This window comes from Streptomyces sp. NPDC001678, assembly GCF_042892945.1.
Lineage (GTDB): Bacteria > Actinomycetota > Actinomycetes > Streptomycetales > Streptomycetaceae > Streptomyces.
This window is the reverse complement of sequence record NZ_JBIAUP010000014.1, coordinates 71,063-87,588: the sequence shown is the minus strand read 5'-3', so window position 1 is coordinate 87,588 and position 16,526 is coordinate 71,063. Positions and strand designations below refer to the sequence as shown.

Annotated in this window: 17 protein-coding genes; 8 read left to right on the top strand and 9 right to left on the bottom strand. The window is 73.6% G+C overall.

The features are described 5' to 3' along the window. The first annotated feature begins 149 nt into the window (after positions 1-149). Positions 150-1,367 carry a cytochrome P450 gene (locus tag ACFYZR_RS26070; protein WP_391914320.1) on the top strand — a complete coding sequence of 406 codons (1,218 nt, stop codon included), beginning with the start codon at positions 150-152 and terminating at the stop codon, positions 1,365-1,367. Positions 1,368-1,380: 13 nt separating this feature from the next. Continuing rightward, complete coding sequence (locus tag ACFYZR_RS26065) at positions 1,381-1,947, top strand: cupin domain-containing protein (protein ID WP_391914318.1); 567 nt, start codon at positions 1,381-1,383, stop codon at positions 1,945-1,947. On the opposite strand, the gene ACFYZR_RS26060 is transcribed toward ACFYZR_RS26065, so the two are convergent. Further along, complete coding sequence (locus tag ACFYZR_RS26060) at positions 1,889-2,335, bottom strand: nuclear transport factor 2 family protein (RefSeq protein WP_391914316.1); 447 nt, start codon at positions 2,333-2,335, stop codon at positions 1,889-1,891. The genes ACFYZR_RS26065 and ACFYZR_RS26060 overlap by 59 nt on opposite strands. Positions 2,336-2,454: 119 nt before the next feature. Between ACFYZR_RS26060 and ACFYZR_RS26055 the strand changes: the two genes are divergently transcribed. Next, a complete protein-coding gene (locus ACFYZR_RS26055; RefSeq protein WP_391914314.1) occupies positions 2,455-3,027 on the top strand; it encodes a TetR/AcrR family transcriptional regulator in 573 nt (190 codons plus the stop codon). A gap of 44 nt (positions 3,028-3,071) precedes the next feature. Here ACFYZR_RS26055 and ACFYZR_RS26050 read toward each other — a convergent pair whose 3' ends face one another. From ACFYZR_RS26050 to ACFYZR_RS26040, 3 genes are all read right to left on the bottom strand, one after another. Beyond that, the gene (locus ACFYZR_RS26050; protein ID WP_229357789.1) at positions 3,072-3,200 is read right to left on the bottom strand and encodes a DUF6126 family protein; all 129 of its coding nucleotides are present in this window, start codon (positions 3,198-3,200) and stop codon (positions 3,072-3,074) included. A 71-nt stretch (positions 3,201-3,271) separates the two neighbouring features. Further along, positions 3,272-3,616 carry an ArsR/SmtB family transcription factor gene (locus ACFYZR_RS26045; protein WP_391914312.1) on the bottom strand — a complete coding sequence of 115 codons (345 nt, stop codon included), beginning with the start codon at positions 3,614-3,616 and terminating at the stop codon, positions 3,272-3,274. Between the two features lie 5 nt (positions 3,617-3,621). Continuing rightward, positions 3,622-3,807, bottom strand: coding sequence for a hypothetical protein (locus tag ACFYZR_RS26040; RefSeq protein WP_391914310.1), 186 nt, complete (start codon positions 3,805-3,807; stop codon positions 3,622-3,624). 206 nt (positions 3,808-4,013) lie between these two features. Between ACFYZR_RS26040 and ACFYZR_RS26035 the strand changes: the two genes are divergently transcribed. Together ACFYZR_RS26035 and ACFYZR_RS26030 are read left to right on the top strand one after the other, a co-directional pair. Next, complete coding sequence (locus ACFYZR_RS26035; protein ID WP_391914308.1) at positions 4,014-5,843, top strand: glycosyltransferase family 2 protein; 1,830 nt, start codon at positions 4,014-4,016, stop codon at positions 5,841-5,843. Between the two features lie 193 nt (positions 5,844-6,036). Next, the gene (locus tag ACFYZR_RS26030) at positions 6,037-7,938 is read left to right on the top strand and encodes a galactose oxidase-like domain-containing protein (protein ID WP_391914306.1); all 1,902 of its coding nucleotides are present in this window, start codon (positions 6,037-6,039) and stop codon (positions 7,936-7,938) included. Positions 7,939-7,955: 17 nt separating this feature from the next. Here ACFYZR_RS26030 and ACFYZR_RS26025 read toward each other — a convergent pair whose 3' ends face one another. Beyond that, positions 7,956-9,017 (bottom strand): glycoside hydrolase family 6 protein, encoded by a 1,062-nt coding sequence (locus ACFYZR_RS26025; RefSeq protein ID WP_391914304.1) that lies wholly within the window; start codon positions 9,015-9,017, stop codon positions 7,956-7,958. Positions 9,018-9,126: 109 nt separating this feature from the next. Continuing rightward, positions 9,127-10,203, bottom strand: coding sequence for an ATP-dependent DNA ligase (locus ACFYZR_RS26020; RefSeq protein WP_391914302.1), 1,077 nt, complete (start codon positions 10,201-10,203; stop codon positions 9,127-9,129). Between the two features lie 78 nt (positions 10,204-10,281). Between ACFYZR_RS26020 and ligD the strand changes: the two genes are divergently transcribed. Together ligD and ACFYZR_RS26010 are read left to right on the top strand one after the other, a co-directional pair. Further along, on the top strand, positions 10,282-11,295 hold the full coding sequence (gene ligD / locus ACFYZR_RS26015) for a non-homologous end-joining DNA ligase (protein ID WP_391914300.1): 1,014 nt from the start codon (positions 10,282-10,284) through the stop codon (positions 11,293-11,295). A gap of 204 nt (positions 11,296-11,499) precedes the next feature. Beyond that, positions 11,500-12,009, top strand: a complete 510-nt coding sequence (locus ACFYZR_RS26010; protein ID WP_391914298.1) for a hypothetical protein — start codon at positions 11,500-11,502, stop codon at positions 12,007-12,009. A gap of 83 nt (positions 12,010-12,092) precedes the next feature. Here the strand turns inward: ACFYZR_RS26010 and ACFYZR_RS26005 are convergent, their stop codons facing one another. From ACFYZR_RS26005 to ACFYZR_RS25995, 3 genes are all read right to left on the bottom strand, one after another. Beyond that, entirely contained in the window at positions 12,093-12,290 is a 198-nt protein-coding gene (locus ACFYZR_RS26005; RefSeq protein WP_229356609.1) for a DUF5302 domain-containing protein, read from the bottom strand. Positions 12,291-12,393: 103 nt separating this feature from the next. Then, positions 12,394-12,963 (bottom strand): hypothetical protein, encoded by a 570-nt coding sequence (locus ACFYZR_RS26000; RefSeq protein WP_391914296.1) that lies wholly within the window; start codon positions 12,961-12,963, stop codon positions 12,394-12,396. A 270-nt stretch (positions 12,964-13,233) separates the two neighbouring features. Continuing rightward, the gene (locus tag ACFYZR_RS25995) at positions 13,234-14,661 is read right to left on the bottom strand and encodes a HEAT repeat domain-containing protein (protein WP_391914294.1); all 1,428 of its coding nucleotides are present in this window, start codon (positions 14,659-14,661) and stop codon (positions 13,234-13,236) included. A 331-nt stretch (positions 14,662-14,992) separates the two neighbouring features. Here ACFYZR_RS25995 and ACFYZR_RS25990 point away from each other — a divergent pair, with 331 nt between their 5' ends. Further along, positions 14,993-16,513, top strand: coding sequence for a PP2C family protein-serine/threonine phosphatase (locus ACFYZR_RS25990; protein ID WP_391914292.1), 1,521 nt, complete (start codon positions 14,993-14,995; stop codon positions 16,511-16,513). Positions 16,514-16,526 lie beyond the last annotated feature (13 nt).

Below are 16,526 nucleotides of genomic sequence, written 5' to 3'. Positions count from 1 at the left end.
GGCACCACGCCCGCGCGTCACGCGAACGGCCCCGCCGGGGCGTGGGCCGGACGGGTGATTTCCCCGGCGTGGCGCGCCGCGCGTGCCCGTTTTGGGGGAGCGTGTCTGTCGGACAGACGTGCTCGTGGCCAGGGTGGGAGTACTCAGCGATGACGACGACCGAATCAGCGCAGGAGCCGTTCCCCGTACGGTTCTGGGATGTGAAGGACCTCCGGGGGCTGGACTTCGACCCCTTCATGGCGGCGCAGCTGCGGGACGAGCCGATCTCCCGCGTGAAGCTGCCCAACGGTGAGGGGCACGCGTGGTTCGTGACCCGTTACGAGGACGTCAAGTTCGTCACCTCGGACCCCCGGTTCAGCCGGCGCGCGGTGCTGGGCCGCCCGATCACCCGGCTCGCCCCGCACTTCATCCCGCTGGACGAGGCCGTGGGCTTCGCCGACCCGCCCGAGCACACCCGGCTGCGCAAGGCCGTGGCCAGATCCTTCACCACCCGTAGCCTGGACCGGCTGCGGCCGGGCGCCCAGCGCGCGGCGGACGAGCTGCTCGACGAGATGGAGCAGGAGGGGCCGCCCGCCGATCTGATGGAGCATCTCCACGGGCCGCTGCCCCTGGCCGTGATCAGCGACCTGATGGGCGTGCCCCAGGTCGACCGGCGGCAGATGGCGCTGTGGACGAACGTCATCCTCTCCGCCGGGTACGGCCGCGAGGCCAGTGACCGGGCGAAGAACGGCATGGCGGAGTACTTCACCGAACTGCTGGCCCAGCGGCTCGCCGAGCCCCAGGAGGACCTGGCGGGCGAGCTGGCCGACGCCACGGCCCAGGGCGGGCTCAGCACGGAGGAGGCCGTGGCCATCGCCCTGCTGATCCAGGCGAGCGCCGCCCACGCCGTGCGCAACAACAGCGCCAACATGGTCTACGCGCTGCTCACCCACCCGGAGCAGACGGCCCGGCTGCGGGCCGAGCCGGAGCTGCTGCCGCAGGCCCTCGAGGAGCTGCTGCGCTTCATCCCGCACCGCAGCGCCGTGGGGCTGGGCCGCATCGCCATGGAGGACGTCGAGGTCTCCGGGGTGCTGATCAGGGCCGGTGAGGTGGTGCACTCCTCCTATCTCACGGCCAACCGCGACCCGTCGGTCTTCGACCACCCCGACGAGCTGGACTTCGACCGGGAGCACGTCCCGCATCTGTCCTTCGGTCACGGGCCGCACTTCTGTCTGGGGTCGATGCTGGCCCGGCTGGAGTCGGAGATCATCATCTCCACGCTGCTGCGCCGCTTCCCGGAGCTGCGGCTGGCGGAGCCCGTGGAGAAGATCCGCTGGCAGCGCAGCGCGCTCATCCGGGGCCCGGAGAACCTTCCCGTCACCTGGTGAGAAAGGTTCCGCCATGACGCTCATCGGCGCCCCCGACGGTCTGGTCGTGCCCCCGGGCGAGGGCCGGACGCTGGTCACCGCGGCCCAGCGGGTCACCTTCAAGGTGACCGGGGAGCATTCCCGGGCCGCCTCCAGCTTCGAGGTGGTCGTCCCCCCGGGCTTCGACGTCGGGGCGCACCGGCACACCCGCAGCGAGGAGCTCTTCTATGTGCTGGAGGGCGAGCTCGACGTCCTCGCCTTCGAGCCGCGCGTACGCACCCGGGACAACTGGCGGGAGTGGGAGTCCGCCAGTGGTCAGCGCTGTGTCAGGGCCACCGCCGGCACGGTGATCGTCGTGCCCCCGGGCTGTCCGCACGCGTTCGCCAATGTGACGGGCGACCCGGCCCGGATGTTCTTCCAGGCGTCGCCGCCGCCCGATCACGAGCGGTATTTCGAGGAGCTCTTCGAGATCCTGGACTCCGGGCCGGCGGTGGACCACGAGGCGATCGCCGAGCTCCGCCTCCGCTATGACATCGAGCAGCTCACGCCGCTGCGGATGGCGCCTCCGGGGGCAGGTGGAGGCGCCGCTGCCGCTCGGTGATGGCGACGTCGTTGATGCTCGCGTAGCGGCGGCGCATCAGGCCGTTCGGGGCGAACTCCCAGTTCTCGTTGCCGTGGCTGCGGTACCACTGGCCGTGCACGTCGTGCCACTCGTACTCGAAGCGCACGGCGATGCGGTCGTCGGTGTGGGCCCACAGCTCCTTGCGGAGCCGGTAGCAGAGCTCGCGCTCCCACTTCTCGCGCAGGAAGGCGACGATCCGCCAGCGGCCGACCAGGAACACATCACGGTTTCGCCACTCGGAGTCCTCGGTGTAGGCGAGCGCGACCCGCTCGGGGTCCCGGGTGTTCCAGGCGTCCTCGGCGGCGCGCACCTTCGCCAGGGCGGTCTCGGTGGTGAACGGCGGGACCGGCGGTTTGATCTCGGGCATGACTCTCCCCATTTACGCCTTTTACGAAGAGGAGAACGATCGTTCTCCTCGATATGCGATAGCGTAGGAGAACGATGGTTCTCGCACAAGCGGCGAAGACGACGGGGAGAGGGGCAGCGATGGGGACGGTGACGCCGTCGGAGGCCGAGGCCCGGGTCCTGGACGCGGCCGAGGAGCTCTTCTACGCCCGGGGGCTCCAGGCCGTGGGGATGGACGCGATCCGGGGCGCGTCGGGGGTCTCCCTCAAGCGCCTCTACCAGCTCTTCCCCTCCAAGGACGTGCTGGTGGAGGCCTATCTGCGGCGCCGCGACGAGCGCTGGCGTGCGGCGCTGGCACGCCATGCGGAGGCGCTGCCCGCCGGGCGGGAGCGGGTGCTCGCGGCGTTCGACTGGCTGGAGCGCTGGTTCGCGGAGGACGGCTTCCGCGGGTGCGCGTTCGTGAATTCCTTCGGCGAACTGGGGGGTGTCTCGCCGGCCGTGGCGGAGGCGGCCCGGGCGCACAAGGACGCCTTCCGCCGCTACCTGGGCGGCCTCGTCGCGGAGACGGGCGCGCCGGCGCCGGTGGGCGACCAGATCGCCCTCCTCGCGGAGGGCGCGATCGTGACGGCGGGCGTCTCGGGCGACCCCGGGGCGGCCCGGACGGCCCGGGAGGCAGCGTCCGCCCTGCTGGCGGGGGCGGCCGGGCGGGGCTGAGCACCGCGCGGCCGCTTGCGGCGCGGACTACTTCGCGTGCGAGCCTACTTCGCGTGCGAGCCGAGGTAGAAGAGCAGCCAGATGAAACCGGCCAGGACGTGGCCGAAGACGATGTAGATCAGCACGCGCCAGCCCACCGCCTTCTCGGCGTACTTCTCGGAATCGTGGGTCATGGCTGCCGTCTCTCCGGTCGTCGTAGTGGATGCGCTCGTGGCGGGTGCGGTCGGCGGGTGTGCGGGCGAGGTCATCGTTCGGCGGCGCTCTCCGCGTCCCGCAGCTCCGTGAGGAGCTCCTCCTGGCCGCTGAGCACCTGGGCCAGGATGCGCCGGGCGGCGCCGAGGAGCTCCGCCACGTCCCCGCCGGCCAGGGCGTAGACGACGGTGGAGCCCTCGCGGGTGGCGGTGACGATGCCCGAGCGGCGCAGCACGGCCAGCTGCTGCGAGAGGCTGGACGGCTCGACGCCGATCTCGGCCAGGAGGTCGCGCACCGGCATGGGCCCGTCCTGGAGGAGCTCCAGCACCCTGATGCGCACCGGGTGGCCGAGCATCCGGAAGAACTCCGCCTTGGCCTGGTACAGCGGCACCCTCACGCCGATCAACTCCCACCCCGCCCGTCGTCCTCGTCCATGGTGATGCCGTGTGCGCGGGCCAGCCGCAGCGCGTCGTCCAGTTCGTCCTCCGCGACCATGGCCGCGTAGACGTCCCCGGCCGCCCGCGCGGCCGCGAGCTCGTCGCGCGCGGCGCGCACCCGCTCCCGCATCGCTTCGGCGAACGCACTCACGGCGGCCCCCTCACTGACTCGTCCGGCTCTCCGCAGACCTGCTGAATTGAAGAATTACGCAATTCTAGGCCGAGCGGGCGAACGGACCGTAGCTCTCGGCTGTGCAGGTGATGTGATGTCTGTTTCGGGGCGTTCATCACATGATCGTAGGTCCGTTTTGTTAGGTTTTCTCCCACTGTCCCTCCTGGTGCGACTGGGGGTCTGTGGTGGCGATTTCGGCGAGCGAGGCCCGGCTGGCGGCGGCGCGTGGCCGCCCTGACGGCGCGGTGCCCGCCCCCGGCGGCGCGGTGGGCGACACCGGGAACGCCGGGGGCGGCACCCCCGGCGTCCCGGCGCCCGCCGGGCCGGGCGACACCGCCGGCTACGACTACGCGCGTTTCAGCAGACTCGCCGGGCCGCTCACCGACCCTCCCGACGGCGACTACCGGGTGCGCTACCGGCGCCTCCTCCGCTCCGGACCGGGCGGCGGCGCCGGGGTGATGCTGCTGGTCGCGGCGGGCCCCCTGGTCTGCCTCACCCTCCTGCTGTGGCTCGTCTCCCCCGGGCACTGGCTCCACCGGCCCTACGTCAGCGGCTGGGAGCGCGCCCTCGACACCGTGATGCTGGTCTCGATCGGCCTCATCGAGCTGTTCCGCGTCGTCAACGTCGCCTCCAACGCCCATGCCACCTGGGTGGCCCGCGACCCCGTCCCCGTCCGCGCCCGGCCCGGCACCCGCGTCGCCTTCCTCACCAGCTTCGTCCCCGGCAAGGAACCGCTGTCCATGGTCCGGGCCACGCTGGAGGGGGCGGTGCGCATCGAGCACGACGGGCCGCTGGACGTCTGGCTGCTCGACGAGGGCGACGACCCGGAGGTCAAGCGGCTCTGCCGGCGGCTGGGCGTGCGGCACTTCTCCCGCAAGGGCGTCGCCCGCTGGAACCAGCCCTCCGGCCGCTACCGGGCCCGCACCAAGCACGGCAACTACAACGCCTGGCTGGACGCCCACGGCGACGCCTACGAGTTCATGGCCTGCGTCGACACCGACCACGTACCGCTGCCCAACTTCCTGGAGCGCATGCTCGGCTACTTCCGCGACCCCGACGTGGCGTTCGTCGTCGGCCCCCAGGTCTACGGCAACTACACCACCGCGGTCACCAAGGCCGCCGAGAGCCAGCAGTTCCTCTTCCACGCCCTGATCCAGCGGGCCGGCAACGCCTACGGCTCCCCCATGTTCGTGGGCACCAGCAACTGCGTCCGCGTCGCCGTCCTGCGGCAGATCGGCGGACTCTACGACTCCATCACCGAGGACATGGCCACCGGACTGGAGATCCACCGCCGCCGCAACCCCGCCACGGGCCGCCGCTGGAGGTCCGTCTACACCCCCGACGTCCTCGCCGTGGGAGAGGGCCCCTCCACATGGACGGACTTCTTCAGCCAGCAGCTGCGCTGGTCGCGCGGGACGTACGAGACGCTGCTGCGGCAGTTCTGGCGGGCGGCGTGGTCCCTCTCCCCCGGACGGCTGCTCAACTACGGGTTCATGGTGGCCTACTACCCCATGGCCGCGCTCAACTGGGTGCTGGGCGCCCTGACCTGCGTGCTCTTCCTGGGCTTCGGGGCCTCGGGGATCTCCGTGGAGCCGTCGCTGTGGCTGATGCTCTACTGCGACGCGGCCGCCCTCCAGATCGGCCTGTACGTCTGGAACCGGCGCCACAACGTCAGCCCCCACGAACCGGCCGGCTCCTCCGGGGCCGCGGGCATGGTGATGTCCGCGCTCTCCGCCCCCCTCTACGCGCGCTCGCTCGTCCAGGCCCTGCTGCGGCGGAGCTCGCGCTTCGTGGTGACGCCCAAGGGCGATTCGGCCAGCCCCGACCGCCTCGCGACCTTCCGCACCCATCTGCTGTGGGCCGCTCTGTTCGCCCTGTCGCTGGCGGCCTCCTGGGCGCTCGGCCACGCGCACGCGGCGATGCGGTTCTGGGCGCTGCTTGCCCTGGTGACCGCCCTCGGCCCGGTCGCCGTCTGGTGGGGCGGCCGGTGGCGGGAGCGGCGCGGGGCCTGGTGACGGTGGAGGCGCGGACCGCGCGCAGGACTCGTACGAGCGATGGGACGTGGATGCGGTGAGGTTCCCGACGAAGAGGATCCCGGCCAAGAGATTCCCGGCGGCGTTCCCGGGGAGATTCCCGGCGGCGTTCCCCGCCAGGACCTGGGCGAGGTCCTGGGCGAGGTTCCGGGCGAACAGGAAAGCGCGCAAGGCGGTGCTGGGCACCGGCGCCGCACTGGCCCTGATCGCGGCCAACGGCCCGGCCGCCACCGGCTTCGCCGAGCGGGCCTGGCACGAGTACACGATCAACCAGGAGTCGTACAAGATCCGTTACGGCCACTGGGACGTGGTGGACGTCCCCGCCCGGTTCCGGATCAACGCCATCCACGCGGCCCTGCTGCGCACCGGCCAGGTGTTGCTCATCGCCGGCTCCGGCAACGACGAGAAGAACTTCAGGGCGGGGACCTTCCAGAGCGTCCTGTGGGACCCGGTGCGCAACACCTTCCGGGAGATCGACACCCCCAAGGACATGTTCTGCGCCGGCCACGCCCAGCTCTCCGACGGCCGGCTGCTGGTCGCGGGCGGCACCGCCCGCTACGAGAAGCTCACCGGCGACGTACGGCGGGCCGGCGGCGCGATGCTGGTGAAGAACGAGAACCCCGACGCCCCCCGCACCTTCCCCGCCGGCACGGTCTTCGTCGGCTCCACCGGCAAGCGGTACCGCACGCTCCTGCCCGTCCTCGTGCCGCGCGCGAAGAAGAACGTCACGGAGGGGAGCGACCGCGCCCCGAAGAAGGTCACCGTCACCGCCGCCCAGGCCCGGGTCTACGTCGAGGCGGTCGCCGAGGGGGAGGAGGGCATCACCCACACCGCCGACCAGTACCGCGTCCAGGGGCTGCGCGGCCGTGCCGCCCAGGACCTCTACGGCCTCGCCGCCAAACTGGGACTGGACAAGAAGGACTTCCAGGGCCTGCGGGACGCCTATGAGTTCGACCCCGTCGCCGAGCGCTACGTCCGGGTCGACCCGATGTCCGAGGCCCGCTGGTACCCCACCCTGGTCACCCTCAAGGACGGCCGGGTCCTGGCGGTCTCCGGCCTGGACGACATGGGCGAGATCATCCCCGGCAAGAACGAGATCTACGACCCCAGGACCCACAAGTGGTCCCCGGGCCCCAACCGCTACTTCCCCACCTACCCCGCGCTCTTCCTCACCTCCGGCGGCCGCCTCTTCTACTCCGGCTCCAACGCCGGCTACGGGCCCGCCCGGGCGGGCCGCACCCCGGGCCTGTGGAACGTGGACACCAACACCTTCGTGCCCGTCCCCGGCCTGGAGGAACAGGACATGACGGAGACCTCGGCCTCCGTGCTGCTGCCCCCGGCCCAGGACCGGAAGGTGATGATCCTCGGCGGCGGCGGGGTCGGCGAGTCCCACGAGTCCACCGGACGGACCGCCATCGCCGACCTCCGCGCCCCCGCCCCCCACTACGCCCCCGGCCCCGACCTGCCCCAGGGCACCCGCTACCTCAACGCCGTGCTCACCCCCGACGACCGGGTCTTCACCTCCGGCGGCTCCCGCGACTACCGGGGCAAGCGCGGCTCGGACATCCTGCGCGCCCAGTTCTACGACCCCAGGACCGGCGCCTTCGAGACCGCCGCCGCGCCGGCCGTCGGCCGCGACTACCACGCGGAGGCCCTGCTGCTCCCCGACGGGCGGATCGCGGTCTTCGGCTCCAACCCGCTCTTCGCGGACAAGGACGACACCCGCATGGGGGCCTTCGAGAAGCGCATCGAGGTCTACACACCGCCGTACCTCTACCGCGCCCACCGCCCCGCCCTGCGCACGGGCCCCCTGAGCACCGCCCACGGCGCCACGCTCGTCCTGCCGGGCACCGACCCGGGCGAGGTGGCGACCGCCCGGCTCATGCGGCCCAGCGCGGTGACCCACGCGACGGACGTCGAACAGCGGTCCGTGGCACTGCCCCTGACCAACCGTGGCGGTGCCGTGGCCGTGACCATCCCCCAGGACCCCTCGCTGGTGCCGGGCGGCTGGTACATGCTCTTCCTCACGGACCGCGCGGGCACACCGTCCCGCGCGGCGTGGGTGCACGTACGCTGACGTCCCTCCGGCCCCCGTCAGCCCGACGCCGTCGCCCCCACCGCCGGTGGCCGCGCGGGCTCCGGCTCCGCGGGCGGTTTCGCCAGCCCCAGCGCGTACTCCGACCACCAGTGCCCGGCCGGCGGCGCTCCCCGGCAGCTGCCGTCCGACTCCCCCGGCCGCTTGACCCACACGAACGCGTCGACCTTCGGATCGCCGGTCGCCGTGGTCGGCGGCGTGCCCAGCGCCCGTCCCGGCGGATTGCACCAGCTCTCCGCCCCCGGCTCGTCGCTCCTCAGCGGCCCGTTCCCGTTGCGGCTGGTGTCGATGATGTAGTGGGCCCCGCCCAGCCGTGCGGAGAGCCGGTCGCCGTACTCCCGCGTCACGGACGTCGTATGGAAGTTGGAGACGTTCAGCGCGAAGCCGTCCGCCTGCCCGACCCCGGCCCGGCGCAGCGCGTCGGCGAGCAGCGCCTGGTCGGAGATCCAGCCCGCGTTGCCCGCGTCCACGTACACGGACACCCCCCGCCGGGCCTTGAGCGTCCGTACCGCCTCGGCCAGCAGCCCCAGCCGGGCGCGCGCCGCGTCCTTCGGCAGACAGCCGGAGGCCCACTGGGCGACCGCGTCGGGCTCCAGCACCACCCAGGCCCGGTGCTCGCCGATGCCGGCGGCCGCGCGGGAGACCCAGGCGCGATAGGCGGCGGCGGTGGGCGCACCGCCCGAGGAGTACTGGCCGCAGTCGCGGTGCGGGATGTTGTACGCCACCAGGAGGGGGATGCGGGAGGCGCGTTCGGCCTCCTCGGTGATCCGGGCGGCCCGGTCCCCGGGGTCGTCGCCCGGCAGCCAGACGGCCGTCGGCTGCCGCGCGATGCGCCGCACCGCCTCGGCGTCCCCGTCCCGGCCCCGTTCCTCCCAGGTCCGGGCCTGTTTGCCGGCCCGGCCCGAGGGCTCGACCCAGAACGGCGAGTCCGAGCCGTCCCCGGAGTCCTCGGCGGCCGCGGGGCCGGGCCCCCAGGCGAGGCACACGGCCCCGGCACACACCAGGGCCGCCGCGCCGTACCGCGCGCCGGCGCGGAAGCGGATCATCCGGGCACCGGTCATGAGCGTCACCTCTTCAAGCCGGTTTCAGGTGGTCGTACCAGCGTGAAATATGGCGACTCGTCAGCCGTGCATTGGGGCGGCCCTACGGGGCGTCGTTGCTCCGGAAGGTCTACCCGGCCTCCGGACCGCCGCCGAGGACCTCTGCGAGGTCGTAGCGGACCGGCTCCTCCAGCTGGTCGTAGGTGCAGCTCTCCGGTGTGCGGTCGGGGCGCCACCGGCGGAACCGGGCGGTGTGGCGGAAGCGGTCCCCCTGCATGTGGTCGTAGGCGACCTCGACGACCCGCTCGGGCCGCAGGGCGATCCAGGACAGGTCCTTCTTGCCGGTCCAGCGGCTGGGGCCGCCGGGGAGCCGGCCGGCGGCCCGCGCCTCCGCGTCCGCCCAGTCCTGCCAGGGGTGGCCGGTGACGTCCGGCATCCGCAGCGGCTCCAGTTCGGTCATCAGCTCCTGGCGGCGGCGCATGGGGAAGGACGCGCACACGCCCACGTGCTGGAGCCGGCCCGCGGCGTCGTAGAGGCCGAGCAGCAGCGAGCCGACGACCGGGCCGCTCTTGTGCGGGCGCAGCCCGGCGACGACGCAGTCGGCGGTGCGCTCGTGCTTGACCTTGACCATGACGCGTTCGCCCTGCCGGTAGGGCAGCCCGGTCGGTTTGGCGATCACTCCGTCCAGGCCGGCGCCCTCGAACTGCTCGAACCAGCCCCGGGCGACGTCGAGGTCGTGGGTGACGGGCGCGGTGAAGACGGGGTCGCGCGCGTCGCGGAGCGCGTCGGCGAGGGCCGCCCGGCGCTCGCTCTGCGGGGTGTCGAGGAGCGAGGTGTCGCCCAGGGCGAGCAGGTCGAAGGCGATCAGGCTCGCCGGGGTGACCTCCGCCAGATGGCGCACCCGGGAGTCGGCGGGGTGGATGCGCTCCAGGAGGGCGTCGAAGTCCAGCCTGCCGCCGCGCGCGATGACGATCTCCCCGTCGAGGACACAGCGGGCGGGCAGCTGTTCGAGCAGGGCGCCGGTGAGTTCGGGGAAGTAGCGGGTGAGGGGTTTGCCCGTGCGGCTGCCCAGTTCGATCTCGGCTCCGTCGCGGAAGACGACGGCCCGGAAGCCGTCCCACTTGGCCTCGTACTGCATCCCGGGCGGGATGGTGGCGGCGGCCTTCGCCAGCATCGGGCGGACCGGGGGCATCACCGGAAGGTCCATGGTCGTGATTGTGGGGGCGGGGCCGCCCGGCCGCCCGCCGACAGGCGCCGCCCCGCCGCCCCGCCTAGCGTGAACCGCATGGCAGAGGCGCTCGAGCTCACCGTCGGCGAGCGGACCGTACGGCTGTCCAACCCGGACAAGGTGTACTTCCCCCGGCGCGGGTTCACGAAGTACGACGTCGCCCGCTACTACCTGAGCGTCGGCGACGGGATCGTACGGGCGCTGCGCGACCGGCCCACGACGCTGGAGCGGTACCCGGACGGGGTGGAGGGCGAATCGTTCTTCCAGAAGCGGGCGCCCAAGAACCTGCCCGAGTGGATCCCGACCGGACGGATCGCCTTCCCCAGCGGCCGGTACGCGGACGAGATCTGCCCGGGCGAGCCGGCCGCCGTCCTGTGGGCGGCCAATCTGGGCTGTCTGACCTTCCACCCCTGGCCGGTGCGGCGGTCGGACACCGAGCACCCCGACGAGCTGCGCATCGACCTCGACCCCCAGCCGGGCACGGACTACGGGGACGCGGTGCGGGCCGCGCTGGAGCTCAGGGACGTCCTGGAGGGGCTGGGTCTCACCGGCTGGCCCAAGACCTCGGGCGGGCGGGGCCTCCACGTCTTCGTGCCCATCGCGCCCCGCTGGACCTTCGTCCAGGTGCGGCGGGCGGCCATCGCGGTCGCCCGGGAGCTGGAGCGGCGCGCGCCCGAGCGGATCACCACGGCCTGGTGGAAGGAGGAGCGCGGGGAAAAGATCTTTGTCGACTACAACCAGACCGCCCGGGACCGGACCATCGCCAGCGCCTATTCCGTACGGCCCCGGCCGCACGCCCCCGTTTCGGCGCCGCTGCGGTGGGACGAGCTGACCAGCGCCGTGCCCGAGGACTTCGACCTGGCGACGATGCCGGCCCGGTTCGCCGAGGTCGGCGATCTCCACGCGGGCATGGACGGGCAGGCCTGCGCTCTGGAGGCGGCGCTGGAACTGGCCGCGCGCGACGAGCGCGAGCACGGCCTCGGCGATCTGCCCTATCCGCCGGAGCACCCGAAGATGAAGGGCGAGCCCAAGCGGGTGCAGCCCAGCCGGGCCCGGAAGACCGATGACTGACAGGGCCCTGAAGACCGACGACCGACCGGGTCCGGAGGACCGATGACCGAAAGGGCGGCGGGCGCACGCCGAACGCGCCCGGAGGAGCGCCGGGATCAGCCATCCGGGCCGTCCCTGCGGGCCGTCAACTTGATTTGTGTTTATGGCGACATTTCATGTGGAAACCGGTCAATGCGTGATCCACTTCGCATCGAGGGAGTTCCCATGATCAGTACACTCGCGATCCGCAGCAGAAGAGTCTCGGCCGGTGTGATCGCGGCCGCCACCCTCGGCGGTTCCCTGCTGGCCGCCGCCCCCGCCGCATACTCCGCCGATGCGCCGCCGATCCCGCCCACCCGGCCGTACGGAGCGGTCGTCTCCAACACGGGCATCAACGAGCGCGTCTTCCCCACCACGGACTCCGCCGTCAAGGGCGTGCTGAAGTACCACTCCCAGGTGGCCCTGCGCTGCAAGGCCCACGCCCAGGACGTGGCGGGCAACCCGGTCTGGTACCTGCTGCGGGACCGCAACACCTGGGTCTCGGCGAAGTACGTGGAGAACACCGGCGCCGTGCCCGTCTGCAAGAACGTCAACAAGGGCATGCTGGACGACGCCCAGCAGACGCGCCCGCAGAACGTCCGCCCGCCGCAGCCGGCCCGTCCCTCGCAGCCGGCCCGCCCGCCGCAGTCGCGCAGCGCCGAGGCCGAGCAGCAGCCCTCCGGCCCCATGGGGTGACGCCCCGGCCCGCGGCGGCGCCGACCAGTCCGGGCTCCCGGACTGGTCAGGCCATGGGCCGCGGCGCCGGGCCGCCGGCCGCGTCAGCCGCTCTTGCGGCGGAACGAACGCTGCCCGCCCGCCTTGCCGTGGGTGCCATGGATCTTGGAGCCGTCACGGCCCCGTCCGCCGGAGGCACCCTCCGGCGATTTCCCGCGCTTGCGGTCCAGCGCCTCCCGGAATTTGCGCTTCACATCGTCCTCTTGCCCCTCCGGGGCCTGGGCGCTTCCGTCGTCCGCCATTGAAACCTCCTGGTCATAGGGGCCTTCGCCACAGCTTGACACACACCGGCCGGGGCCGGCCGCCCGTTTTCCGGGCCACCGGGCCCCCGGCGGACGGCCGGTGTCAGCCGACCGTCTGATCGCCGTCGGGCACGTCCTCGACGCTCACCCGCGCCGACGCCGGCAGACCGAGCCCGCCGGCCACCGCGCGCGCCAGCCCGTCCGGGTCGGGCCGCGTCGGGAAGGGCACGGTCTCGCCGTCGCCGTAGCCCTCGATGGCCTTGGTGAAGTACGACGGGTCCCAGGCGCCGACGGCGCCCCTGACCTCCACGGCGAGCACGCGGCGCCCCGCGACCCGGCGCCGGACGGCGCCGAGGATCTCGTCCGAGCGCAGCTCACCGGGCACCCGGAACAGACTGGCGTGCGCGCCGACCTTCGCTCCGCCGCTCAGCCGCACGGTGACGGTGAGACAGCTGGTGACGCTGGGGTAGAGGATCGCCTGCCCCCGGGCGGCCTCGGCGACCTGGCCCTCCGTGATACGGACGGGCGCGCCCTGGGCGGTACGGGCGGGCGCGGCCGGCTCGGCGGCCACGGCCGTGGCGGGCCACAGGGCGAGCGCGGCGGCTCCGGCGAGCACGGCGCGACGGGAGGGGGCGGACCCGGTGAGGACGCCCCTGGATGCTGATCGTGACATACCGTCAGCTTCGCAGTCCGTGCGGAGCGGGGGAGAGCCGGGTGCCGGTCCCGGATACCGGGGCTGCCGACGGGGCCTGTCCGCCTCGGGGCGGGGACCCGGGAGACCCGGGCCCTGGGGCCCCGCCGCCGGTGGCCGGAAAGCCGGCCTCCACGTGGTGGGCGGCAGCCGGGCCATCAGACTCCGCGGGGTCGGGCGGCGCGCCCCGGCGGACGGGCGGGATCCACGCCCGGGAGGCGAGCGGCCGTCTCCCGGAGCCGGCTCCGGCGGTCAGACCGTCGGAGCCTCCGGCTCGAAGCGGCTGCGCACCGCCGTCTGCACCTCCGCCTCCTCGGCCGGGTCGGCGGCCAGCCTGCGCAGCTGGTCGACGACGCGGGCGTCGGCCGTGGTCGCGTGGCGGGCGGCCAGCTCCCGGGTCGACTCCTCGCAGTCCCACAGGCACTCGACGGCGAAGCCCGCCGCGAAGGAGGGGTCGGTCGCGGCGAGGGCGCGCGCGGCCCGGCCCCGCAGATGGGACGAGGCCGTCTCGCGGTAGATGTGGCGCAGCACGGGCGCGGCACAGGTGATCGCCAGCCGGCCGGCCCCGTCGACGAGGTCCCACAGGACGGGCGCGTCGCAGCCCTCGGCCCGTACGGTCCGGCGCAGGGCGCCGAGGACGAGCGCGGAGTCGTAGGCGGCGCCCCGGCAGGCGAGCATCCCGGCCGCGGCCGCGCCCAGGGCGTCGCCCCGGTGGATCCAGGCACGGGCCCGTTCCAGGGCGGCCGTGCTGCGCATCCGTTCGAAGGCGGTCACGGCGGCCGAGGAGACGAGCTCGCCGACGTCGGCGGCGGCCGTCTCGATGAGGTCGAGGGCCTGGGGGTCGTGGTGCTCGGCGAGGTAGCGCAGGGCGGTGGCGCGGGCGGCCTCGGGGCCGAAGGCGGCGGCCTCGATGATCTCCAGGCGGTCCTCGGGTCCGGCCACGGCGGTCAGACAGCGGGTGGCCGGGACGTGGCGGTGCTGGGTGGGGTGGGCGTCGAGGCCCTGCTGGGCCCAGTCGAGGACCTCGCGCACGCTCCAGCCCGGGCGGGGGCCGGAGGGGCGCAGCTGGCGCTGCCAGCGGTCGAAGGAGCCCTGTTCCCGGGCGGCGCGCACCCGGGCGGCGGTGGCGGGGGCGCGGCGGTCGTCGGCCCACAGCCGCCAGGGCCGGGGCTCGAAGGCGTCGCGGACGGCGGCGGCCAGCGCGGCCTCGCCCTCGGGGGTGTGCGGGAAGCGGGCGAGGACGGGGGTGGCCAGGGCGCGCAGCCCGGCGTCGTCGTCGCGCAGGGCCAGCTCGTCGAGGGCCCAGGCCCAGTTCCCGCCGGTGGCGGCGTAGCGGCGCAGCAGGACGAGGGCGTCGTCGCGGCCGTAGGAGGCGAGGTGGCCGAGGACGGCCAGGGCCAGGCCCGTGCGCTCCTCGGAGGTGTCGATCAGGTCGTCCGGGTGGAAGAGGTGCTGCTCGATCTCGCCGAGCCGGCCGCCGAGGTCCAGATAGAGGCGCGCGTAGTAGAGGGAGCGGTTCTCCACCTGCCAGTCGCGGCGGGGGTCGCGGAGCACACAGTGGTTCAGCGCCGCGAGCGCCTCGGCCCGCGGCGCCGCGAGGGCATGCAGGGTCCCGTCGCCGCGGCCTCGCTGGAGGAGGCCGAGCAGGGTGCCGCTGGGCGCTATGTCTGGATCGAACATGGGGTCAGCATCCGGTGCGGGGAGTCGGCTGGCAACGGGATTTCCTTCCGGACGGCATTCTTGCCGGTGTCCACCTGTGCTATGCCTGGTGAACTGTGGAAACTCGGGTACTACCAAGCGCCGCAGCCTACCCGGAGCGGTGCGTTCCGCCGAGCGATGCCGGAAATGTCCCACCCATGTCACCGGCATATGCCGTAAGCACCACCGTATCGGGTATTGCCAAAGCCCTTACAGCCCGTCGCTCCCTGTGCCACAGTCGTGACAGCAGTCCTGCCGGCCGTTCCAGCGGATCCCCGGAGCCGGCCGCGCCCCGCCTGTATCGGAGTACGTGATGCCGTCCCCACAGTCCGCGGATCGTCCCGCCGCCGAGTCGCCCGAGCGCGGCCCGGTGGACGCGCTCATCTCGCAGACGCGACGGCTCAGAGGCGGTATCGACGCCGTGCGCCGTGAGGCGGTGGCGAGCGCGGAGACCTCGGACGACCCCCGGCTCCACTGGCAGCGCGCCCTGTGCGAGCTGGCCGCCCACCACGCGGACGACCTCGGCGAGCAGCTGGGCCAGCTCCGCGCGGGACTGCCCACGGACCGTCGCGGCGGGACGGAGAGCGGTACGCCCCCGACCGGGGCGGAGAGCGGTCCGGCGGCCCGGGGCGCCCGCCCGGCCACGCGCGCCGCCGTCGCCGGGGACGGCGACGCGGCCGCCGAGGGCTCCGCGGCATCCGGCAGGGTGGGCAGCGCCGAGTGGAATCTGCTGACCGACGAGGTCGTCTGGTCCGACGAGCTCTTCGCGCTCTTCGGCCGCCGCCCCGAGGACGGCGCCCTCACCCTCGACGAGCTCCCCTCCGCGCTCATGGAGGCGGACACCGCGCTGCTGACCACGATGGTCACGGACTGCCTGGTGGACGGGAAGCCGATCGACGGTGAGTTCCGCATCGTGCGCGGCGACGACCGCGCCGTGCGCACGGTGCACATGATGGGCGAGCCGGTGCTCGACGCCGACGGCTGCACGAGCTCCATGTGGGCCGTGCTGCGGGATGTCAGCGATCTACGGCGCTTCCGCCAGGAGGTGCACGAGACCCGTGACTCGGCGCACCGCCGACGGGATGCCGCCCGGACCGAGCACCGGCTTGCGGTCGAGTTGCAGGAGGCCGTGCTGCCACCGTGGCGCGGCTCCCTGCGGCTCCCGCAGAGCGTCCCCGCCGCCCCGCAGGCCCCGGGCGGCGGCGTCCTCGACCTGGCCGGGCACTATCTCCCCTCCTCGAACAGCAGCCTTGTCGGCGGCGACTGGTTCGACGCGATGGAGCTGCCCGGCGGCCGTACGCTGCTGACCGTCGGCGGCCTCACCGGCCGGGGAGTGGCCGCCACCTCGACCATGGCCATGCTGCTGGGCGCGGTGCGCGGCATGGCGGTCTCCGGGGCCGAGCCCGGCCCCCTGATGGGCTGGCTCAATCACCTCCTGGAATCCTCCGCCCAGCCCGCCCTGGGCAGCGCGGTCTGCTGCCGCTACGAGCCCTCCTCCGGCACCCTCCTGTGGGCCCAGGCGGGCCACCCCGCCCCGCTGCTCTTCCGCGACGGGACGGGGCGGGCGCTGCGGCCCCCGGAGGGCGTCCTGCTCGGCGCCATGACGGATGCCGCCTATGCGCAGGCCGAGGAGCGGCTGCTGCCCGGCGATGTGCTGCTGCTGCACACCGAGGGGCTGGCGGACCGGCCCGGGGCCGGGCGGCTGCTGGAGCTCGCGCCGCGATTCGCCATGGCGGACACCGCTCAGGAGTGCCTGCGGGCCGTACTGGAGGAGTTCGGCGACAAGGAGCGCGAGGACGACGCGTGCGTGCTGATCGTCCGCATCGGCTCATAGCCTCGGCGGGCCT

Bases quoted from the DNA above. Each gene is read 5' to 3' on its own strand.
- ACFYZR_RS26000 (WP_391914296.1), bottom strand. From the start codon at position 12,963: ATGTCACGATCAGCATCCAGGGGCGTCCTCACCGGGTCCGCCCCCTCC.
- ACFYZR_RS26060 (WP_391914316.1), bottom strand. From the start codon at position 2,335: ATGCCCGAGATCAAACCGCCGGTCCCGCCGTTCACCACCGAGACCGCC.
- ACFYZR_RS26055 (WP_391914314.1), top strand. From the start codon at position 2,455: ATGGGGACGGTGACGCCGTCGGAGGCCGAGGCCCGGGTCCTGGACGCG.
- ACFYZR_RS26065 (WP_391914318.1), top strand. From the start codon at position 1,381: ATGACGCTCATCGGCGCCCCCGACGGTCTGGTCGTGCCCCCGGGCGAG.
- ACFYZR_RS26020 (WP_391914302.1), bottom strand. From the start codon at position 10,203: ATGGACCTTCCGGTGATGCCCCCGGTCCGCCCGATGCTGGCGAAGGCC.
- ACFYZR_RS26025 (WP_391914304.1), bottom strand. From the start codon at position 9,017: ATGACCGGTGCCCGGATGATCCGCTTCCGCGCCGGCGCGCGGTACGGC.
- ACFYZR_RS25990 (WP_391914292.1), top strand. From the start codon at position 14,993: ATGCCGTCCCCACAGTCCGCGGATCGTCCCGCCGCCGAGTCGCCCGAG.
- ACFYZR_RS26010 (WP_391914298.1), top strand. From the start codon at position 11,500: ATGATCAGTACACTCGCGATCCGCAGCAGAAGAGTCTCGGCCGGTGTG.
- ACFYZR_RS26070 (WP_391914320.1), top strand. From the start codon at position 150: ATGACGACGACCGAATCAGCGCAGGAGCCGTTCCCCGTACGGTTCTGG.
- ACFYZR_RS26005 (WP_229356609.1), bottom strand. From the start codon at position 12,290: ATGGCGGACGACGGAAGCGCCCAGGCCCCGGAGGGGCAAGAGGACGAT.
- ACFYZR_RS25995 (WP_391914294.1), bottom strand. From the start codon at position 14,661: ATGTTCGATCCAGACATAGCGCCCAGCGGCACCCTGCTCGGCCTCCTC.
- ligD (WP_391914300.1), top strand. From the start codon at position 10,282: ATGGCAGAGGCGCTCGAGCTCACCGTCGGCGAGCGGACCGTACGGCTG.
- ACFYZR_RS26050 (WP_229357789.1), bottom strand. From the start codon at position 3,200: ATGACCCACGATTCCGAGAAGTACGCCGAGAAGGCGGTGGGCTGGCGC.